Raw genomic sequence first — 19,431 nt, 5'->3', positions numbered from 1 at the left:
AAGTATTTATTTTATTAGAATTTATTCTTCTAAACTTTTTCAGTTTTTACTACTGAATTATGATTACGACCAAAGTTAGTAGCAAAAATGGGTTAAACTTAGTATGAGGTATTTTTACCAACTCTTGACTATAAGCTATATAAGCTAAAATTATTAAAAAATTTTCTCAACTATTGCATAAATTAAGGAATTTAATATATACTAATTCTCAACTTCAGTTTATAGGAAGTTATTCAAGACAAATTTAGTTCAACTGGGAGATATTAGTATGTCAAAAGAATTTGATGTTCAGCAAGCTCGGCCTAGTAAAATTCAGGTAGAGGTAAAAGATATTCTACAAAATTCACTAGGCAAAAACTGGGAAACAGGATTAAATTTTGACTCAGATGGTGGCGACCGCAACTTTGACTCAGATGGTGGCGACCGTCACTTTGACTCAGATGGTGGTGACCGTCATCACTAATAGTTAAACATTTAAGTATTTTAATTTTTGTCTTAAATGTTTAGGGGGGTTAAGAGTTACCTATTATTCCTATCTTAACTAGCCATGTAAGTCTGAACAGGTGACAACTGAAAAATATGATGGTAAAAGCTTTACCCCTTTATTTATAAGAAGGCATACAGAATTAATTACACAAATATTTTACTGAAATCCCCATTCAATATTCAATAAGGATCGAATTTGTAAATAATTTTATTCAGGTGCTTAAATACTCTGACATACAAATCTCAGAATGTAAAACTCTAACTAATTGTATAAAAACAATAATAGTAGTAGTTTTGAGATTTATTTAATGCCAGAGACAAAAACTAGGTACTCGTAAAGGAGTAATGATGCTGGTAACTTACTTTTTGACAATAAAGGGAATTTACCAACTAATACACTTAGATATTTAGGACTACAAAAAAATCCAAATAATTTCTTACTTATGGTGATTAATTATTTCAAATAATTCCTGAATAAACTCACCTAGTAATATAGTGAAAAAATTTAAGTGTTTGAATTTTTATCTTAAATTTTTAGCTAGGTTAAGAATTACTATTATTCGTAATCTTAACTAGCCATGCAAGTCTGAACAGGTGATAACTGAAAATATATGATGCTAAAAGCTTTTCCCCTTTATTGATAAATATACTGACATACAAATATCAGAAGATGAAACTCTAGCTAATTAGATAAAAGTAATAATAGTAGTAGTTTTGAGGTTTATTTAATGCCAGAGACAAAAAATCAAAATAATTACTTGCTTATGGCAATCGAGTATCTCCGCTAATATCAAATCAGGTAGCATCGGTATAATTAGATAAGTAGTCAGTAGGCACGGAGTTAGGACGGAAGAGAATTTAGAAAGATTTGGCAATTGTTGAGGTTGTCATTTTTTTATACCGAAATTAAGCAGATTTAATATAATTAAGGTATCAGTTAATATAATAAAGTTAAGAATTCGTGAATAAACCCACATATAAAACAATAAAGTTTAGTTGACAACAAAATTTATTTGATAGACAGGTAAGGTAAAGATAAGCTTTGACAAATATATAATTTGCTAGAAAAAATTCTTAACTTAACTGTATTATCCTATAAATCTCAAAAATTAATAGAAAAAATTCTCGATTATGTCATGTCTAACAAATTTAATACAACCATTAGACCAAGAAGAATTTCTAGAAAATAACTGGACTAGAAAAGCGATCGCTATCTCTAGTAAAGGACACAAAAATTTTACAGACCTATTTTCATGGGACAAACTCAACCATCTATTGAACTTTCATCAAATAGAATATCCCGATTTGCGCCTTGCATTTGATGGAAAAGTTCTGGAGGGAAAGGAAAATAGAAATCTTACCCAATGGTGTGAGAAAGGTGCAACCTTAATCCTAGACCAAATCCATAAAAGGGTTCCAGAAGTTTCTCTATTTGCTTCAAAACTTAGCTATGAATTAGGATACCCAACTCAAGTCAATGCTTATTGTTCTTGGTCTAGTAAAAAAGGATTTTCTAAGCACTACGATACTCACGATGTATTTATTTTGCAAGTAGAAGGAAGTAAGCAATGGTATGTCTATACTGACACGTTCAAATATCCATTACCAAACCAAAAATCATCTTCTTTTGTACCACCCGAAGAAGAAGCATATTTGAGTTGTATTTTACATCCAGGAGATGTACTTTATATACCTCGCGGACATTGGCATTATGCAGTGACAAAAGAAGAACCATCTATTCATCTTACTTTAGGTATTCACTCTCGAACAGGTGTCGATTTATTGGAATGGTTAATTGGTCAATTACAACACAAAGAAGAGTGGAGAAAAAGTCTACCTTTAAGAATAGATGAGACTTCGTTTAATCTTGATGTAGAAAATTTAATTCAAGACTTAGAAGGGTATATAAATAATCATAATATTAGTGAAGAATATAATAACTACTTGGATGGTTTAGGAAAACCTGTTGAGGCATATAGTTTGCCATATCAAGCTGGATTTAATATTTTTGATAATGGTGTTGAAACTAAGTTTAAAATTTCTCAGTTTCAACGTTTAAAAATTTTACAAATGGCTGATGAAGATGGATATAAAATTTTAGTTTCTGGTAAAGAAGTATCTATTCGAGGAGTGCCAGAATATTTAGTAAAAAATTTATTTAGTCAAGAAACATTTACTGGAAAAGATGTCAGAAATTTGCTGCCAGACTATGACTGGGAAATAGATATTATGCCCCTGTTATCCAGGTTAGTCAGTGAAAGAGTTATTTTTGTAGAACCAGGAGTTTAAATATGAAGAGATTTTTGGGCAGTGATGTTTATTAAGGAGGTGAATATTATGAATATCAAACTCTAGTTTCCACCAAAGAATTATGTATTGAGTTTGGTAGAGAAACATTTACTGGAAAAGATGTCAGAAATTGTCTGCCGGACTATGACTGGGAAATAGATATTATGCCGATGTTATTAAAGTTAGTCAGTGAAAGAGTTATTTTTGTAGAATCTGGAGTTGAAACATGAATACATTTTTTTCTGCTGATGTTTATTTTCGAGTTTAGTGGAGAAACATTTACTCGAAAAGATGTCAGAAATTGTCTGCCGGATTATGACTAGGAAATAGATATTATACCAATGTTATCCAGGTTAGTCAGTGAAAGAGTTATTTTTGTAGAACCAGGGGTCTAAATATGAAGAGATTTTTGGGCAGTGATGTTTATTAAGGAGGTGAATATTATGAATATCAAACTCTAGTTTCCACTAAAGAATTATGTATTGAGTTTGGTCGAGAAACATTTACTCGAAAAGATGTCAGAAAAAGGAGATGAATATGATGAATATAAAAATCTAGTTTCCACTAAAGAATTATATATTCGAGTTTAGTAGAGAAACATTTACTCGAAAAGATGTCAGAAATTGGCTGCCAGACTATGACTGGGAAATAGATATTATGCCGATGTTATCTAGGTTAGTCAGTGAAAGAGTTATTTTTGTAGAACCAGGGGTTTAAATATGAAGAGATTTTTGGGCAGTGATGTTTATTAAGGAGATGAATATGATGAATATAAAATTATAGTTTCTGGTAAAGAAGTATCTATTAAAGAAGTGGCAGAATATCTAGTTAAAAACTTGTTTAATTGAGAAACATTTACTGGATTAAAGATGTAATAAATTGCCTATCTGACTATGACTTGTAAACAAACATGATGCCAATGTTATTGAAATTAGTGAATAAAAGAATTGTTTTTGTAAAATCTGGAGCTTAAACATGAATACATTTTTTTGTGCTGATGCTTGCCGAAAAGCAGATGAAGATATTATTGGAAGTGGTACGAATTATTCAGTCTATATTTTGATAGAGTGTCCTTACCCTTGGGAATATAATGCTTTTGAATCTCGTTTTCTCCCGAAAAACTTAGAGATTTTGATGACAGAAGTCAATAGAGCTAAATTGTCTCTCAGATTTTTACTGATTACTCAAAATCAAAATTACAGGCAAAATAACAGAAAGATTTTAATCTATGAAAAAGAGCAAAGCTCATTTATCAATGGTTATAAAAAATATGAGTTTGACGTAGACCATCCTGAAAAAATAGCTCCAATTATTCAAAAATATTTAGCGGGGGATAATTTAGATACTAAGACTCAAAATCCTCGAACAAGAGATATATTAGTTTGTACTCATGGTAGCCATGATAAGTGTTGTGCTAAATATGGTAATCCGTTTTATACGGAAGCTAAAAAAACTATTTCTCAATTAGGTTTAAAAAATACAAGAATTTGGAAAGCAAGTCACTTTGGTGGTCATAGATTTGCACCTACTATAATTGACTTTCCTGATGGTAGATATTATGGCTTGCTTAATCAAGAATCTTTTCAAGCAATTTTGCTAAGAACTGAAAATATTGAATTATTAAACCGAGTGTATCGAGGTTGGGGAATTTTACCAACTTGTATTCAAGTCTTGGAAAGAGAACTTATCTTCCGCCACGGTTGGGAATGGTTTGAGTATAAAATTAACCTTTTAAATTTGGAGATAAATTCCGATAAAACATTAATTAAAGCTCAATTAGGTGTGCTTAAACCAGATGGTTATCAATATATTTGTCAAGCTAAATTAGTCAAAGATGAAACTAAAACTATCCACCTTAAGGGTTCTTGTGATGCTTCTAAACAGTCAGAATTTATCAAGTATTATGTCAACCATCTTAGCTTCAAAATTGAGAATAAAACTTCTGAAAAAATGTTGATAAATTCTCAGAAGAAGGTAAGTTGAAGGTAAGCATTCAGCTATTAGCATTCAATTTTATTCTGCGGAATAGTACCCAAACAGCTTTTGAAATAACCAAGCAATGACTAAGGTTAGCCGATCGCCTTTTTCTTTCCTGCGGAATGGTGCGTAAACATAACTTTTAATTCTCCTTGGAGACTAATTCCTCCTAAGCGGAATGGTGCGCAAACATAACTTTTAATTCTCCTTGGAGACTAATTCCTCCTAACAAGATAATCAGTTAATAACTTATAGCTGATAGCTGACGGCTGAATGTTTACATTTGAAGAACATAAATTGATTTGGTATTTATCAAAACTAAAATGGCTGACGAATCTCTCTCAAATGAATGTTTACATTTGAAGAACATAAATTGATTTGGTATTTATCAAAACTAAAATGGCTGACGAATCTCTCTCAAACCTATATCTTTGAGAAAATTTATAATCATTGATATAGCAATCCGCGCATAGGTTGCGAGTAATCAAAAAGTAGATAAAAAAACTGAAACTCCCACCTGTTTCCTATTCCCTGTTCACTGTTCCCTAAGGGCAGTAATATTTTTATACACAAATAAAATAGGATTGCTATATGAGAGATTACTATCAAAAATTTTAGTTGCTTCTCGTTACTAATTTTCCAAGTTTTTTTGAATTAAAGCTCTACCTAATAAATTCTTAGAATAAGGTAAGTTAAGGAGCATAAATTGGTGGGATATTCCTAAAAATTTAAATGGCTGACCAGTGCCTCTAAAACCGATTTTTTCATAAAATTTAGAAGAATTGATACGAGACATAACTCTCAAAGATGTTAGCTGTTTCTGTTTAGCAATTTCAATAATTTTTTGAATTAAAGCTGTACCCACTCCCTGAGATTGAAATTCAGGTAAAACAGCAAGATATGCAATACTTCCTATACCTGTAGATAATTCTCGCAATCTAGCTGAACCAATAATTTGTTCCTCACAAACAGCAATAAAATGTAGAGCATAATCATCATACTCATCTTTTTCTGTTCCTCTTTCCATATCTATCGGTTTTCTTAACACTAACCAACGTTGATAATACATTTCCTCTTTTTCTGGTTGGCTTTGAATTAAGCAAATCTTAAATACTGGCATTTTTAAATCGTAATTAATTAGAGGTAATTCCTGTTTTTATTTATGGCTTGCGCAAGAAAACTAAAACCATTAGCAATCTAGATTAGCAAAAATTATTCAACATTGAACAAGTGCAAGAAATCAACTTTTATAGTATCAAAACTAATGGCATAGATAGAAGATAAAGTAGAAAAGCAATGGAGTTAAACAATAGTCAAACTCTTCCCTACCTTCAACCATAACTATGAGTTTTTCAGCAAACCCTACTTAGACCAAGCAGGATGAGATAACAAAGAAGAAAACATACGCACCCCACGCAGTAAATTAGATAGAGGTAGATGACCTTGCGGCGCAGTCAAATTCCAAGTAAATTCATTAGGATATCTTGTCCAAGTATTACCATTTTTCCAGCCTATTTTTGGTAGTAACTTATCCCAGTTTTTGCCTACTCCTAGCCAAATTTCTCTCTGTACAGAATAGCCAAATTTTCCTTCTGAATAAACTAACCACATAGTATTAATAGTTTGCAGATCTGGAATGGGAATACTATCTACCTCTGAAAAATAAAGCCACTTTCTTTGTGTTGCCGCTTCTCCTGCTAACTCACACAATTTTTGCATAGTTAATTTATCAGCTTCTAAAAAATCTTGATGAGCTAATTTTATTTGTAAGTGACTATAATCAATATTAGATCCTGAATTGATTGGCACAACTCCTAGGGGAAAATGTTTCTGTATAAATTCATCAACTTTCGATGAATTTACTTGACGCAAAACTTGATAGATTTTTCCCTCAACTACAGTAGGTGAATCTGATTTTTTGTTTTGCAAAAATTCCATGAGAATATCTAAACCCTGCCCTCCTGTTTCTGCCAAACTAGGAATTACCTGTAACTGTTTTTTTTCAGAACCAGATTCTAATTGAGATTGCAGTTCAGATATATTCAATGAAGCGTTTTCTGTAGAATTAATCTTTGATTCTGTCATAAAATTATTGTGTATTTCAATGCTTGGAATGAATTGAGAATTATAATTATTTATTGATGGTGTAAAATACGATTAATAATTGCACTAGTAGAAGTCGGAACTTCTATTTGAACTAAAGAAATTTTACCACCATAACCTTTAACTTTTGGAGCTTCAGGTAATGTTTCAATAGAATAAATCTGCCCAAGTATTTACCACACGACCACTAGAATCGATGATGGACTGGTTGAAGTTGAAACCGTTTAAGTTGAAGGCCATTGTACTCACACCTAATGCTGTGAACCAAATTCCTACTACTGGCCATGCACCTAAGAAGAAGTGCAAGGAACGGCTGTTGTTGAATGAAGCATATTGGAAGATTAGACGACCGAAGTAGCCGTGAGCTGCTACGATGTTGTAAGTTTCTTCTTCTTGACCGAACTTGTAACCGTAGTTCTGAGACTCAGTTTCTGTTGTTTCACGTACTAAGGAAGAAGTTACCAAGCTTCCGTGCATTGCACTAAATAATGAACCACCGAATACACCTGCTACACCTAGCATGTGGAATGGGTGCATTAAGATGTTGTGCTCTGCTTGGAACACTAACATGAAGTTGAATGTACCAGATATTCCTAAAGGCATTCCATCAGAGAAACTACCTTGACCGATAGGATAGATTAAGAATACTGCTGTTGCTGCTGCTACTGGAGCAGAGTAAGCAACACAGATCCAAGGACGCATACCTAAGCGGTAGGATAATTCCCACTCACGACCCATGTAGCAGAATACGCCAATGAGGAAGTGGAAAATTACTAGCTGGTAAGGGCCACCGTTGTAGAGCCACTCATCTAAGCTAGCTGCTTCCCAGATGGGATAGAAGTGTAGACCAATCGCGTTGGAGGAAGGTACTACTGCACCGGAAATGATGTTGTTTCCGTAGAGTAAGGAACCAGCAACGGGTTCGCGGATACCATCGATGTCTACAGGAGGAGCTGCTACGAAAGCGATGATGTAGCAGATAGTAGCAGTTAGGAGAGTAGGGATCATTAATACACCGAACCAGCCGATGTAAATACGGTTGTCTGTGCTAGTTACCCAGCTACAGAACCTCTCCCATACGTTAGCGCTTTCGCGCTGTTGTAAGGTTGTAGTCATGTGATAATAATTGCTATGTATTTTTCAAGGTTCTCGGTAGCGCTTTTGCTACCTTGTTTACTATATTAATCATCTAATTTAGTTTTGTAAAGGGTTTTAAGAAAAGTATGTTGGAATTTTTTAATAAGTTAGACTTATGGGAATAGGGAATAGGGAGTAGGGAGTAGGGGAGTAGGGGAGTAGAAGATAAGAGAAACACTATTAGGACTTACGCACCTGCAAGGTATTTTCGTCATTGCGACCGACTCTTAAGCAATCTCAAATCCTAGTTTTTCGTACCTCATGCGTAAGTCCTGACTATATAATTCATCCCACACTTCCCACACTTCCCACACTCTACATTAAATTAGCCAGGAGGCCACTGCATTTGACGACCCCCAAGAATATGAAGATGTAGATGAAATACTGTTTGGCCAGCTTCTGCGCCATTATTAATCACCACACGATAGCCATTTTGTAGTCCTTGTTCTTCTGCGATGCGCTTTGCAGTCAGCAACAAATGTCCCATTAAAGCATGGTCTTCAGGTACAGCATCGGCTAACTTGGGAATAGGCTTTTTCGGAATCACCAGGATATGAATGGGGGCTTGAGGATTGATATCTCTGAAAGCCAAGGCCATATCATCCTCATAAACAATATCCGCGGGAATCTCGCGCTGGATAATTTTACTGAAAATAGTTTCTTGTTCGCTCATTTATCTATTTATAAAGAACTAACTATACAAATCTAAGAATATAAGAATATGTTAGCTAGAGTCTGGAGTGCATCAATAATTGGTATTGAGGCCGTAAAAGTCGGTGTAGAAGTCGATGTATCTGGGGGCCTCCCAAAAATTGTCGTTGTGGGATTGCCAGATGCAGCAGTTCAAGAGTCAAAAGAAAGAGTCAAAGCGACCCTAAAAAATTGTGGTTATGCCTTCCCCATGCGGAAAATTTTGATTAATCTCACCCCTGGAGATTTACGCAAAGAAGGCCCTAGTTTTGACTTACCTATTAGTATAGGAATTTTGGCTGCCTCGGATCAGGTGAAGGCCGACTTACTGGGAGACCATCTATTTTTAGGAGAAGTTTCTCTTGATGGTAGTTTGCGACCAGTTGCCGGAGTTTTACCTATTGCTGCTGCTGCCCAAAAAATGGGAATTACTGGTTTAGTTGTGCCTGCTGCTAATGCTAAGGAAGCAGCGGTGGTGAAGGGGTTATCGGTTTATGGATTTGATAATATATTTAATGTAACTGATTTTTTGAATAATCCTAATAGTTTTTCTCCTGTCGAAATAGATACTGCTGAGATTTTGGCAAAACAAGGGTTTACAGGTTTAGATTTAAAAGAAGTTAAAGGACAAAATCATGCCCGTCGCGCTCTGGAAATAGCTGCTGCGGGCGGGCATAATTTAATTTTTGTCGGACCTCCTGGCAGTGGGAAAACAATGTTGGCGCGACGTTTACCAGGAATTTTACCTCCCTTGAGTTTTGAGGAGGCGTTAGAAGTGACTCAAATTTATTCGGTAGCGGGGTTGTTGAAAGACCGGGGGAGTTTGGTGAGCGATCGCCCGTTTCGTGCTCCCCATCATTCGGCATCGGGACCTTCTTTGGTGGGTGGAGGCAGTTTTCCGCGACCGGGGGAAATTTCTTTATCTCACAGAGGGGTATTATTTTTAGATGAGTTAACGGAATTTAATCGCAATGTTTTAGAATATTTGCGTCAACCCTTGGAAGATGGGGTGGTAACAATATCTCGCACCCGACTATCGGTAGAATTTCCCGCTCAATTTACTTTGGTGGCGAGTACAAACCCTTGTCCGTGCGGTTATTATGGCGACCCCATTCAACCATGTACTTGTTCGCCACGACAACGGGAGCAATATTGGGGGAAGTTATCGGGTCCGTTGATGGATAGGATAGATTTACAGGTGATGGTGAGTCGGTTGAAACCGGAGGAAATTACGAGACAGGAAACTGGGGAAAGTTCGGTAGATGTGAGGGAAAGGGTGAGGGAAGCACGCGATCGCGCTCGACATCGGTTTCGGGATGAAGTTGGTTTAAGTTGTAATGCGCAGATGCAAAGTCGTCATTTTCGGAAGTGGTGTCAGTTGGATGATAGTAGTCGGAATTTGTTGGAGGGGGCGATCGGGAAATTGGGGTTGTCAGCGAGGGCGAGCGATCGGATATTGAAAGTGGCGCGGACTATTGCTGATTTAGCGGGGGATGAGGAGTTGAAACCTAGTTATGTTGGTGAGGCAATTCAGTATCGGACAATTGATAGAATGCAGTAATTGATGACATAGCTTTGTAGGTTGGGTTGAGGAACGAAACCCAACATCATATATATCGTACTTCACCTTGATATAGAATCCGGTTGAACAGTCGTCCGCAGCGACGAAGCGGAAGCAATCTCCGCGCACCCATGAGATTGCTTCCTTCCACTCCGTTCCAGTCGCAATGACTACAATAATTAATTATCTGGATTTGATATTAATAAAAAATGAGCTGATGTAGTTTTTCTAAGGAAAAGAACCCTACAAGTTAGGTTTTTGGGTGGTAGTGCATTGTAATGGTCGTCCATTGTAATCAGGACTTACGCAGAGCCACCATCTCTTGGTGCGCGTTCCCTTGCGACTGGCGTCGTCGCGGGGTCGCACCGCTATCTAGTAGGGGTTAACGGCCGTTAACCCCTACATATTGTGTATAATTTAATATGCGTGGCTTTAGTCCTGGTAATTATTTTTGTTACAAGGGAGGGCAGTGGGAGCATCTGTCTCCCGTATTCGCGGGCATCCTGTCCGCACTGGGTATTGCTTGTTCCTATCTACCATTACTATGCAAGAATACTGGTTTTTGTTGGGTTGCGCTGTCGCTTAACCCAACCTACAATATTATTACTGACCAGAGTATTTAATAAGATTTGGGGTTTGGCGATCGCTCTTCATTTGTTTAGTGAGGTGGAAGAGCGATGGCTTGTAAATATCCCTAAAGTTTCATGGTTTAACTATCATTTTCTCCATTTGTTTGTGGAGGAGGTAATTCTACCGTACCATCAACAGGCGTTAATTTTACTTCCTTTTTTGATGCTGCTTTATTAGCTTCAATAATCTCAGTTATTGCCTGAGCAAAGTGAGATTGAGTAACACATTTTTGTTCTTTGGGTTTGTCTTCCCTAGCAGCAGCAACTACAGCTTTGAACACAGCATTTTTGATGTCTCTACCAGATATTTCATCAAACTGTTTCGCAAGTTCATAAAAATCTACTGAGTTTTCATCTAATGGAAGTTTAGCAGGAATTTGAGCTTGCCAAATTTTTGCTCTTGCCTCTTCATCAGGTAAATCAAATTGAGTTTTCCATCGTATTCTGCTAATAAAAGCTGGATCGTAGTTGCGAATTAAATTAGTTGCGAAAATAACGATTCCTTCGTAAGAGGAAAGTTGCATCAACATCACACTACGAGTCAAATTAACTGCAGTGTCCGTTGCTTGAGTCACATTTTCTAAACGTTTACCTAAAAAAGAATCTGCTTCATCAAAGAATAAAACTGCATTATTGCTAGTAGCAAATTCAAATGCTTTAGCAATATTCTTTGGTGTTTCACCAACATATTTAGATTCAAGTTGCTGATAAGGAACAACTAAAATTTTCAGTTTTAGCGCATGAGCAAGTGCTTCAGCAGTCAAGGTTTTTCCTGTTCCAGGGGGACCAGAAAAATTAATGGAAAGAGCTGTATCCAACTTGTGTTTTTCACCCATTCCCCACTCGTTATAGATTAAATCATGATGCTCAATTTCTGCTAAAATTAAGTCTATTTTATTTTTAGTTGTTTGAGGCAAAATAACATCTTCAAGAGTATATTTTGGTTCTCTTAGATAGGGGGTAAAATCTATACTTGATTCTGGTTTTTCTGAATCACTAGATCGATCATTTTTATAGTTTAGAGTATCATTAACACCATTATTAGTCGAGGTGTTTTTTTCTCCTGCTGCTTGTCTAAATGCTCCTATTTTATCAAATCTTGGCATGAAAATTTTTCCTTTAATTTATAAGTTTAAACTAACAGTTAGACTCCAAATAAATTACTCTGATTGAACTCTGTTTATTCATTGTTTACTGAAATTTAAGTCGGTAAATTAGGGATTTGCAACTTAATAAAGTACCAATTATTAGTGGAGAAAAAGGCTCGTGGCTGTCATTGCGAGGCGGTGATATTAGACTCAACCTCAATTAAGAATAGTTAAGCTAGCCGAAGCAATCTCTACTCTATAGATTAGCTGATAGTCTATTTTTTTTGCTAGTCCCTTAGTCATGCCAATTTTCCAAAGTCATTATTCTAGCTTTTGACCTATCTTTGGGAAAATTATTAATATCATTATCAGTTATTCCTGATAATTTAAACACCTGAGATGGTTTGCTTTCAACGTGTTTTGGGTCCCACACTTCCAAAATCAGTTTATGAGAATTTCCCAAGTAAAGTATCAAATATAAAGTTGTTCCTTTACCAAATGATTCAATTAAAACTGGAGCAATATTTGTATCCCAGATTGGCTCCAATTTTCTATACAACATTTCAGTTGTAGAACTTCTATTACCACCCAAAAATTCACTCAAGGAATTAAAAAAATTTCTCCTATTTCTTTTTGGCATAGAATTATCCTGACTATATTGGCGGAACTGTGATTCTCTATCTCTAGGCGGATCGCTTCGTGGCATTGATAACTACCTCTAAATTTTTACTTCAAATTAACAACTAGCTTTCTCTATATTTCAATAGTCAATCTATCTGAATAATCAAAGCATTAAAAAATAGACTTTGCTTCATTTTGGCATATTTGTCGATAGTTTCATTTGTTTTGTCTATTACTTCTACAATTGGCTTAAATAACTGAATCAAAGGATTGTTAGCTATTGATTCTTCAGTTGAAAATGATGATAATTCTGGTGGTGCCATAAATTTTCTAAATAAAGGGTTGAAAAGATTTTCAGCATTTCTTCTCCAACTTTGGTATTCTTGACCAGTTAACTCATTATCTAGAACATAAATTCGTTCTAACTTAGAATCTGGAATATTAGACTCAATTTCTAAATCACCTCTATCAAGTGTGGGAACACTATACCCTCTTTCATTGTTTCCTATTTCAGTATCATACAACCATATTTTGAGGTACTCAAAATTGCAATTAGGCAAGAAACGACTTTGACGAAATAGCTCTCTGACGATTAATGTATCAAAGAAATTTTTTGTTTTATTACCAACAACACATTCGCCATTATTTAATCTTTCCCCAGGAACTCCTAACAATTCAATAGTCTTTAAATTTCCATAGGTTTCTGGAGAACGAAAACCAATTTCTAGATAAATTTTTTCAGCAGGTATTCGTGACATAATTATTGACTCCTTTTGAGAATTAATACCAATTTTCTAGTTTCAGTTTTTTTGCTTCTGAACGTTTTTTGGGCAAAGGAGAGCTTTGAGGTGCTTGCCCTAGTTTGAAAACTTCTGAAGGTTTGCTATTTGCATATCTGGGGTCCCAAATTTCCATTATTGTTTCCCCAAGAACTGCACCAGCATAAAAAATAACGTATAAGGTTGCTACATATCCAAAAGCTGTTATTAGAGCAGCAGCTACTATCGTTTCCCAAATTTTTTGCAGAGCATAAACCAAAGCTTCAATAAAGCGTCTAAAGACTTCCCCTAACCAGTCTAAAAACTGATCTATTAGACTACCAAACCATGTAAAAAAACCCATTTATTTTACCTCCTATTAACTAACTACTTAAGACAGCAACTATCGGTTTGTTTTGCACTGTTGGCAACTGAACATCTTGGTCTTCTAAAGGTTTTAAAGAAATCATAACTGGCTGCATATCTGAGCGTTTTGGATCTACAAATGCAACTATTACATCCAACCCATCCCTGAAGACTGCTAGCAACCACTCGCTACGATAGCCAAATTCTTGTCTTAGATAAGATTCAATCTCCGGCCAGTTATTGTCTAAGAATTGAGCTACTAAAGCCAAATAATATTTAGTAGCTTCTGTTACATAGCCCCATATCTGTTTAATCCCGCCAACAAATTGTTCCCACACATTAGCAAAAGCTCTCTCAAGAGCTTCAACAATTGCACCAAAAGCATAAACAGCAGCAGCTCCGAGAAGAAGTCCAGCAGCAGCTTGTATTAAAATATCCCAAGCCATTAATTAGTTACTCCACTAACAATTATCAGTGATTACTCAAGTCACTTTGATTTAAAGTGTCTATTTATACCCAAAATAACTTAACTAATCTTAGAATAAAACTGATAAAACTTAGAACTGATATTAGAATTACATCAGGAATTTTGGATAACTATCTAATTATGGCCTCCATTGACAAACAATTTGCTGAAGCAGCCCAAAATTGGGACTTAGAAACCCTATATACAGACCTCGCTTCAGCTAAGGGAAAGCGTCTTACCCCTACTGAAAAGTTACATCTACGAGGTTTACTTTGTGGCTACAGTCCCGGAGAAATTGCTGAAAAACTAGGCAAAAATCCTAAAGGTGTAGAAACTGACTTATGTGCAACCATATATAGATACGTCAAAAGTTTAGTCGATAGGTGCGATCGCAGAATTGAAAATTGGAGAAATATTTCTGAATGGTTGGAAATAGATGGATATAGATGTCGGTCATCTCCTCAAGTACCACTTGATAGTTTGTTAACAGAAAAAAGTGTAGTTAATGTAACTAATATCAACATTGAAAATAATCAATTAGTGATTGCTTTTAACTTACGGATACCCACTTTAAAATCTGAGGGAATATCAGTAGAAAACTTTGGCTTAAGTGATGATATGATTCCTAAAGATATTGCTAGAGATTTATCTGAAAAATATTAAACAAGACTTACGCATGAGTTAGGAAAAACTAGGATTTGAGATTGCTTCAGAGTCGGTCGCAATGACAAAAATACCTTGCAGGTGCGTAAGTCCTATTAAATTTACCTGCTTACTCTGAAACCCAGGAAATTCATTTGACTAACCCACAAAATCAATCAAAGTAGTTATATCCTCAACTTTAGAAAAATTCATTTATAATAAAAAATTAACTGTTTATAATAGGAAATTTAATAGGAATAACTTATGTCCGTATTCTTAGCGATCGCAGTTTTAGGTATGTTAATTGTAGTTCACGAGTTAGGCCACTTTCTGGCTGCTCGACTCCAAAACATCCATGTTAACCGTTTTTCTATCGGCTTTGGCCCGATAATCTGGAAATACCAAGGGCCACAAACTGAATATGCACTTCGAGGTTTTCCCTTGGGAGGTTTTGTCGGTTTTCCTGATGATGACCCAGATAGCTCTATACCTAAAGACGATCCAGACCTCTTACGCAACCGCCCCATTCTAGACAGAGCGATCGTTCTCAGTGCTGGAGTAATTGCTAATCTCATATTTGCTTATTTTCTGTTAGTTGCTCAAGTGGGTATTATTGGTGTAGCAGATTTTAACTATGCTCCTGGGGTGAAAGTTCCAGAAGTTGCTACAAGTGTTAGTTCTGCTGCTGCTCAAGCAGGTATTAAGGCAAATGATATTATTTTGTCAGTTGGTAATCAACAATTAGGTGCGAACAAAGAAGCTATTAGCACTTTGGTAGAAACTATTCAAAATAATGCTAATAAAACTTTGGAGATGGAAATTCAGCGTGACGGAGAAAAATTATTTCTTGAAGTCACACCGGAATTGGGAAATGATGGCAAAGGTCGCATCGGTGTGCAACTAATTTCCAATGGAGAAATAGTAAGAAACCGCACTAATAATATAATTGAAGTTTTTAGTATTGGTGCTGAAGAATTTCAAAGAATTGTTGTCTTGACACTTCAGGGTTTTTGGCAGCTGATAAGTAATTTCGGTCAGACAGCAGGGAAATTAGCAGGACCTGTTGCTATTGTAGACATGGGAGCAAAAATTGCTGAGGATAATGTGGTCGAATTGTTTAGGTTTGCTGCATTAATTAGTATTAATTTGGCAGTGATTAATATTTTGCCTTTGCCTGCTTTAGATGGGGGTCAGTTAGCATTTTTGGCAATTGAGGGAGTTAGAGGTAAACCTTTACCACTTCGCGTGCAAGAAAATGTGATGCAGACTGGTTTGGTATTGTTATTAGGTTTAGGAGTGTTTCTCATTATTCGGGATACTGCTAATTTGGATGGGGTGCGTTCAATATTCCAGAGATAAGTGTGGAAGTTAAAAGTTAAAAATTTTGGTTGGTAAGGTTTTGAGTATTTTGTCAAATGCTGCCTTCCATAGATTGTTAAATGTGTTTCACAGCTTAAATTTTGGTAGTATAACGCCCTCTAATGGATTGAAACATCTAAAATGGTGCCCGGCGACGGATTCCTGAATTCCTTTCATAGTCTAAATTTAAGCCGTATAACGCACCCTACTAGACCGACACACCTTAAATAGTGCATTAGAAAATGGGGGGATGGGGTGATGGCGCGATGGGAGGATGGGGTGCGAGACGAAAAAACCTAATGCAAACTTAGCTGTGTCAGTCTACTACTCGACTGTTTCATCTTAAATGTTGCAATAGATGTAGGTTGGGTTGAGGGACGTAGCTTGCTTCTTTGCAGGAGTAACCCAACAACAATCTTTATCCCGTACGGACGTTGTATGCAACGTCCCTACCCTACTCCCCTACTCCCTAATGCAGTGTTTTAACTGAAACCCAACCTAAATTACAATTTTGCACAAAATTAGCTGTGACAGGACTTACGCAGGGGAACCCAGAAACCGGGTTTTTTCGTCAATGTTAATTGTTAAAAACAACGATTTATCTCTAAAAACCAGGTTTCGCGTGCGTAAGTCCTGTGTGATTGATAGACCACTACTTCTTCCTTCTTTCCATCTTCCTTCTTCCTTCCTCACAATGGTAACAACTCGTAAATTTTCACTGAAACGACAGCGATCGCTAGAATTACTTCTTCGTCTAAAAGGTCTCTATCCAGATGCTACTTGTACTCTTACTTATGAAACCCCTGTTCAGTTACTTGTAGCTACTATTCTTTCCGCTCAATGTACTGATGAACGAGTCAATAAAGTTACGCCTGCTCTATTTCAAAAATTTCCCGATGCTGTAGCACTGGCAAATGCAGATATTGAAGAACTGGAAAATTTAGTCCGTTCTACAGGATTTTATCGCAATAAAGCTAAAAATATTAAAGCTGCTTGCCAAATGATTATTGAGAAGTTTAACTCTCAGGTACCAAAGCAGATGGAACAACTTTTACAATTACCTGGAGTAGCGAGGAAAACAGCTAATGTTGTTTTAGCTCATGCTTATGGAATTATTGTCGGGGTGACGGTAGATACCCACGTTAAACGGTTGAGTCAACGGTTGGGTTTAACTGAACATTCTGACCCAATTAAAATTGAGCGAGATTTAATGCGGTTGATACCTCAACCTGATTGGGAAAATTGGTCAATACGATTAATTTATCATGGTCGGGCAGTTTGTAAAGCCAAAAATCCTGCCTGTGATAAATGTTTATTAGCTGATTTATGTATCTTCACAAAAGAGTAACTTAATAAAGTCAGAAGTCAAGAGTCATCTGTTCTAGTTTCTAATCCCTACTTCCTAAAACAAGGAATTTTATGGTATTCTAGGAGGTTGGGAAAATAACCTAAAATTAAAGATATCGCAGTTGAAGCAAAGGTTAGGACATTGCTAAATGTTGTTTGCGCAGCATTTCCGCAGAAAAAACTAAGTCAGAGATAACTTCTGACTTCTGACTTCTGACTTCTGACTTGCGCGTAGCGCTGTACCAATTATTTTGGAGGAATAAAGTAATTCATCATGGCTAAAAAGAGCATGATCGAGCGTGAGAAAAAACGCAAAAAATTAGTAGAAAAATATGCTGAGAAACGTGAAGAACTAAAACAGCAATTCATGGAGGCAGAAGATTTAGAGGAGAAAATAGAACTCCATCGTAAACTTCAGAGATTACCTCGTAACAGCGCTCCTAATCGTGTTAGAAATCGTTGTTGGTTAACTGGACGTCCCAGAGGGTATTATCGGGATTTTGGACTTTCTCGTAATGTTATCCGAGAAATGGCCCATGAAGGTTTATTGCCAGGGGTTGTGAAGTCTAGCTGGTAGTTTATACAGGAGAGGGGGAAGAGAGGGGAGAGGGGGGAGAGAGGGGAGAGAGGGGAGAGAGGGGAGAGGGTTAAATTAACTGTTTGCGCGTTTAATCTTTCAATACCCCCGACTTACCCACAGCTCACACACTCATTTTCGCGAAGGGTTTTAGTAGAATGAAACTGCCCTCCAAACCTCCTCCAAACCCCCAATTCCACAAAAAATTTCCCTAAAGCAATAAACTGAAACGTCGAAATTTTCTATTGTCCACAACAACGTTCTATTCCGAGACTATCTAATAGTAAGTCACTAACAGCATTGGCGATCGCAAATTCCCCATAAAAACTCTGGGAAAAATCAAAGGCTTGCATTTCTGTAATAATGGCAATTACTAATGAACCTAAATCATTTTCCCCTTCCATGCGGTGGCGAACAAAGATTTGGGCCGCTCTGTTGGCAATATCTTCGTTCACTTTTTCGGGAATAAACTCTTGATCGAGCCATTTATGTAAGGAAATTTTTAACCATTGGCCTTCTTGTTGGGGATTTTGTGCTGTTGGTAAGGTAATTGCTTTGATTGGTTCAGCCATAATTCTAAAGTTTATATTATAAATCGTTAATCGTAATTCCATGATAGAATATGATATTGGGTCAATCATACAAGGATATGCTCAAGGCTACTTCCTCATGGCAAATGATGGAGAGAATAGTTTGGGGTGGTATGGTAGTCGTAAGCGGGCCTTGATTCCTTTAGATGAAAGATTTCGCTATCCACGGTCTTTGCGTCGTGCAATTAATCAAAATCGTTTTACTGTTGCTGTTAATCAAGATTTTGAAGCTGTGGTTGAGGGTTGTGCAGATCGAGAAACAACCTGGATATCTGGGGAACTCAAACAGATTTACAAAGCTTTAAATAAAGCAGGATATGCTANAATTAGGAAGTGGAAACATACCAACTGGTAAGGACCACCGTTGTACAACCACTCATCTAAGGAAGCTGCTTCCCAGATGGGGTAGAAGTGCAAACCGATAGCGTTAGAAGAAGGTACAACAGCACCAGAGATGATGTTGTTTCCGTAGATTAAAGAACCTGCAACAGGCTCGCGGATACCATCGATGTCAACAGGAGGTGCTGCAATGAAAGCGATGATGAAACAGGTGGTAGCAGCCAAAAGTGTAGGAATCATCAATACACCGAACCAACCGATATATAAACGGTTGTCAGTGCTGGTGATCCATGCACAGAACTGTTCCCACGCAGAGGCGCGCTCGCGTCTTTGTAAGGTGGTTGTCATGGTTCAGATAATTGCTGTTAAGCGTTAAGTATGATTAAGTAGGTGTTTTAACCTATGT

General features: G+C 36.5%; 17 protein-coding genes and 4 pseudogenes. 9 read left to right on the top strand and 12 right to left on the bottom strand.

Going from position 1 to position 19,431, the window contains the following annotated elements; translation table 11 throughout:
• The first annotated feature begins 268 nt into the window (after positions 1-268).
• The 3 genes from F6K22_RS01805 (at position 269) to F6K22_RS01795 (ending at position 4,758) form a co-directional block, all read left to right on the top strand.
• Complete coding sequence (locus tag F6K22_RS01805; RefSeq protein WP_293092636.1) at positions 269-463, top strand: hypothetical protein; 195 nt, start codon at positions 269-271, stop codon at positions 461-463.
• Positions 464-1,617: 1,154 nt separating this feature from the next.
• Positions 1,618-2,775 carry a cupin domain-containing protein gene (locus F6K22_RS01800; protein ID WP_293092635.1) on the top strand — a complete coding sequence of 386 codons (1,158 nt, stop codon included), beginning with the start codon at positions 1,618-1,620 and terminating at the stop codon, positions 2,773-2,775.
• Positions 2,776-3,750: 975 nt separating this feature from the next.
• Positions 3,751-4,758 (top strand): ferredoxin family protein, encoded by a 1,008-nt coding sequence (locus tag F6K22_RS01795; protein ID WP_293092633.1) that lies wholly within the window; start codon positions 3,751-3,753, stop codon positions 4,756-4,758.
• Between the two features lie 625 nt (positions 4,759-5,383).
• On the opposite strand, the gene F6K22_RS01790 is transcribed toward F6K22_RS01795, so the two are convergent.
• The 5 genes and pseudogenes from F6K22_RS01790 to F6K22_RS01770 form a co-directional block, all read right to left on the bottom strand.
• A complete protein-coding gene (locus F6K22_RS01790; RefSeq protein ID WP_293092631.1) occupies positions 5,384-5,872 on the bottom strand; it encodes a GNAT family N-acetyltransferase in 489 nt (162 codons plus the stop codon).
• A 242-nt stretch (positions 5,873-6,114) separates the two neighbouring features.
• On the bottom strand, positions 6,115-6,837 hold the full coding sequence (locus tag F6K22_RS01785; protein ID WP_293092629.1) for a GUN4 domain-containing protein: 723 nt from the start codon (positions 6,835-6,837) through the stop codon (positions 6,115-6,117).
• 50 nt (positions 6,838-6,887) lie between these two features.
• A pseudogene (locus F6K22_RS01780) lies at positions 6,888-7,016 on the bottom strand (D-glycero-beta-D-manno-heptose 1-phosphate adenylyltransferase); the annotation flags it as partial.
• A pseudogene (gene psbA, locus F6K22_RS01775) lies at positions 7,012-7,971 on the bottom strand (photosystem II q(b) protein); the annotation flags it as partial. The pseudogenes psbA and F6K22_RS01780, both read right to left, overlap by 5 nt.
• 346 nt (positions 7,972-8,317) lie before the next feature.
• Complete coding sequence (locus F6K22_RS01770; protein ID WP_293092627.1) at positions 8,318-8,665, bottom strand: histidine triad nucleotide-binding protein; 348 nt, start codon at positions 8,663-8,665, stop codon at positions 8,318-8,320.
• Positions 8,666-8,713: 48 nt separating this feature from the next.
• Between F6K22_RS01770 and F6K22_RS01765 the strand changes: the two genes are divergently transcribed.
• On the top strand, positions 8,714-10,243 hold the full coding sequence (locus tag F6K22_RS01765) for a YifB family Mg chelatase-like AAA ATPase (protein ID WP_293092625.1): 1,530 nt from the start codon (positions 8,714-8,716) through the stop codon (positions 10,241-10,243).
• A gap of 709 nt (positions 10,244-10,952) precedes the next feature.
• On the opposite strand, the gene F6K22_RS01760 is transcribed toward F6K22_RS01765, so the two are convergent.
• The 5 genes from F6K22_RS01760 to F6K22_RS01740 form a co-directional block, all read right to left on the bottom strand.
• Positions 10,953-11,978: an ATP-binding protein gene (locus tag F6K22_RS01760; protein WP_293092623.1), complete on the bottom strand. Its 1,026-nt coding sequence runs from the start codon at positions 11,976-11,978 to the stop codon at positions 10,953-10,955.
• Between the two features lie 277 nt (positions 11,979-12,255).
• Positions 12,256-12,666: a hypothetical protein gene (locus tag F6K22_RS01755; RefSeq protein WP_293092621.1), complete on the bottom strand. Its 411-nt coding sequence runs from the start codon at positions 12,664-12,666 to the stop codon at positions 12,256-12,258.
• Between the two features lie 61 nt (positions 12,667-12,727).
• Positions 12,728-13,339 (bottom strand): hypothetical protein, encoded by a 612-nt coding sequence (locus tag F6K22_RS01750; protein WP_293092619.1) that lies wholly within the window; start codon positions 13,337-13,339, stop codon positions 12,728-12,730.
• 22 nt (positions 13,340-13,361) lie between these two features.
• On the bottom strand, positions 13,362-13,703 hold the full coding sequence (locus F6K22_RS01745) for a hypothetical protein (protein WP_293092617.1): 342 nt from the start codon (positions 13,701-13,703) through the stop codon (positions 13,362-13,364).
• 19 nt (positions 13,704-13,722) lie between these two features.
• Positions 13,723-14,151 (bottom strand): hypothetical protein, encoded by a 429-nt coding sequence (locus F6K22_RS01740; RefSeq protein WP_293092615.1) that lies wholly within the window; start codon positions 14,149-14,151, stop codon positions 13,723-13,725.
• Between the two features lie 161 nt (positions 14,152-14,312).
• On the opposite strand from F6K22_RS01740, the gene F6K22_RS01735 reads away from it, so the two are divergent.
• The 4 genes from F6K22_RS01735 (at position 14,313) to rpsN (ending at position 18,096) form a co-directional block, all read left to right on the top strand.
• Positions 14,313-14,834, top strand: coding sequence for a helix-turn-helix transcriptional regulator (locus F6K22_RS01735; protein ID WP_293092613.1), 522 nt, complete (start codon positions 14,313-14,315; stop codon positions 14,832-14,834).
• A 243-nt stretch (positions 14,835-15,077) separates the two neighbouring features.
• The gene (rseP, locus tag F6K22_RS01730) at positions 15,078-16,172 is read left to right on the top strand and encodes an RIP metalloprotease RseP (protein WP_293092611.1); all 1,095 of its coding nucleotides are present in this window, start codon (positions 15,078-15,080) and stop codon (positions 16,170-16,172) included.
• Between the two features lie 694 nt (positions 16,173-16,866).
• Positions 16,867-17,520, top strand: a complete 654-nt coding sequence (nth, locus tag F6K22_RS01725; RefSeq protein WP_293092699.1) for an endonuclease III — start codon at positions 16,867-16,869, stop codon at positions 17,518-17,520.
• 273 nt (positions 17,521-17,793) lie between these two features.
• Positions 17,794-18,096: a 30S ribosomal protein S14 gene (rpsN, locus tag F6K22_RS01720; RefSeq protein WP_094671973.1), complete on the top strand. Its 303-nt coding sequence runs from the start codon at positions 17,794-17,796 to the stop codon at positions 18,094-18,096.
• Between the two features lie 242 nt (positions 18,097-18,338).
• Here the strand turns inward: rpsN and F6K22_RS01715 are convergent, their stop codons facing one another.
• Positions 18,339-18,668, bottom strand: a complete 330-nt coding sequence (locus F6K22_RS01715) for a hypothetical protein (RefSeq protein ID WP_293092606.1) — start codon at positions 18,666-18,668, stop codon at positions 18,339-18,341.
• 40 nt (positions 18,669-18,708) lie between these two features.
• On the opposite strand from F6K22_RS01715, the pseudogene F6K22_RS01710 reads away from it, so the two are divergent.
• Positions 18,709-19,008 (top strand): annotated as a pseudogene (locus F6K22_RS01710) (leucyl/phenylalanyl-tRNA--protein transferase); the annotation flags it as partial.
• A gap of 2 nt (positions 19,009-19,010) precedes the next feature.
• On the opposite strand, the pseudogene F6K22_RS01705 reads toward F6K22_RS01710, so the two are convergent.
• Positions 19,011-19,373 (bottom strand): annotated as a pseudogene (locus tag F6K22_RS01705) (photosystem II q(b) protein); the annotation flags it as partial.
• Between the last annotated feature and the right edge of the window lie 58 nt (positions 19,374-19,431).

Origin of the sequence: Okeania sp. SIO2F4 (assembly GCF_010672385.1) — a bacterium.
GTDB lineage: Bacteria > Cyanobacteriota > Cyanobacteriia > Cyanobacteriales > Microcoleaceae > Trichodesmium.
The sequence above is the reverse complement of the archived record's forward strand: the minus strand, read 5'-3'. Positions and strand labels throughout refer to the sequence as shown.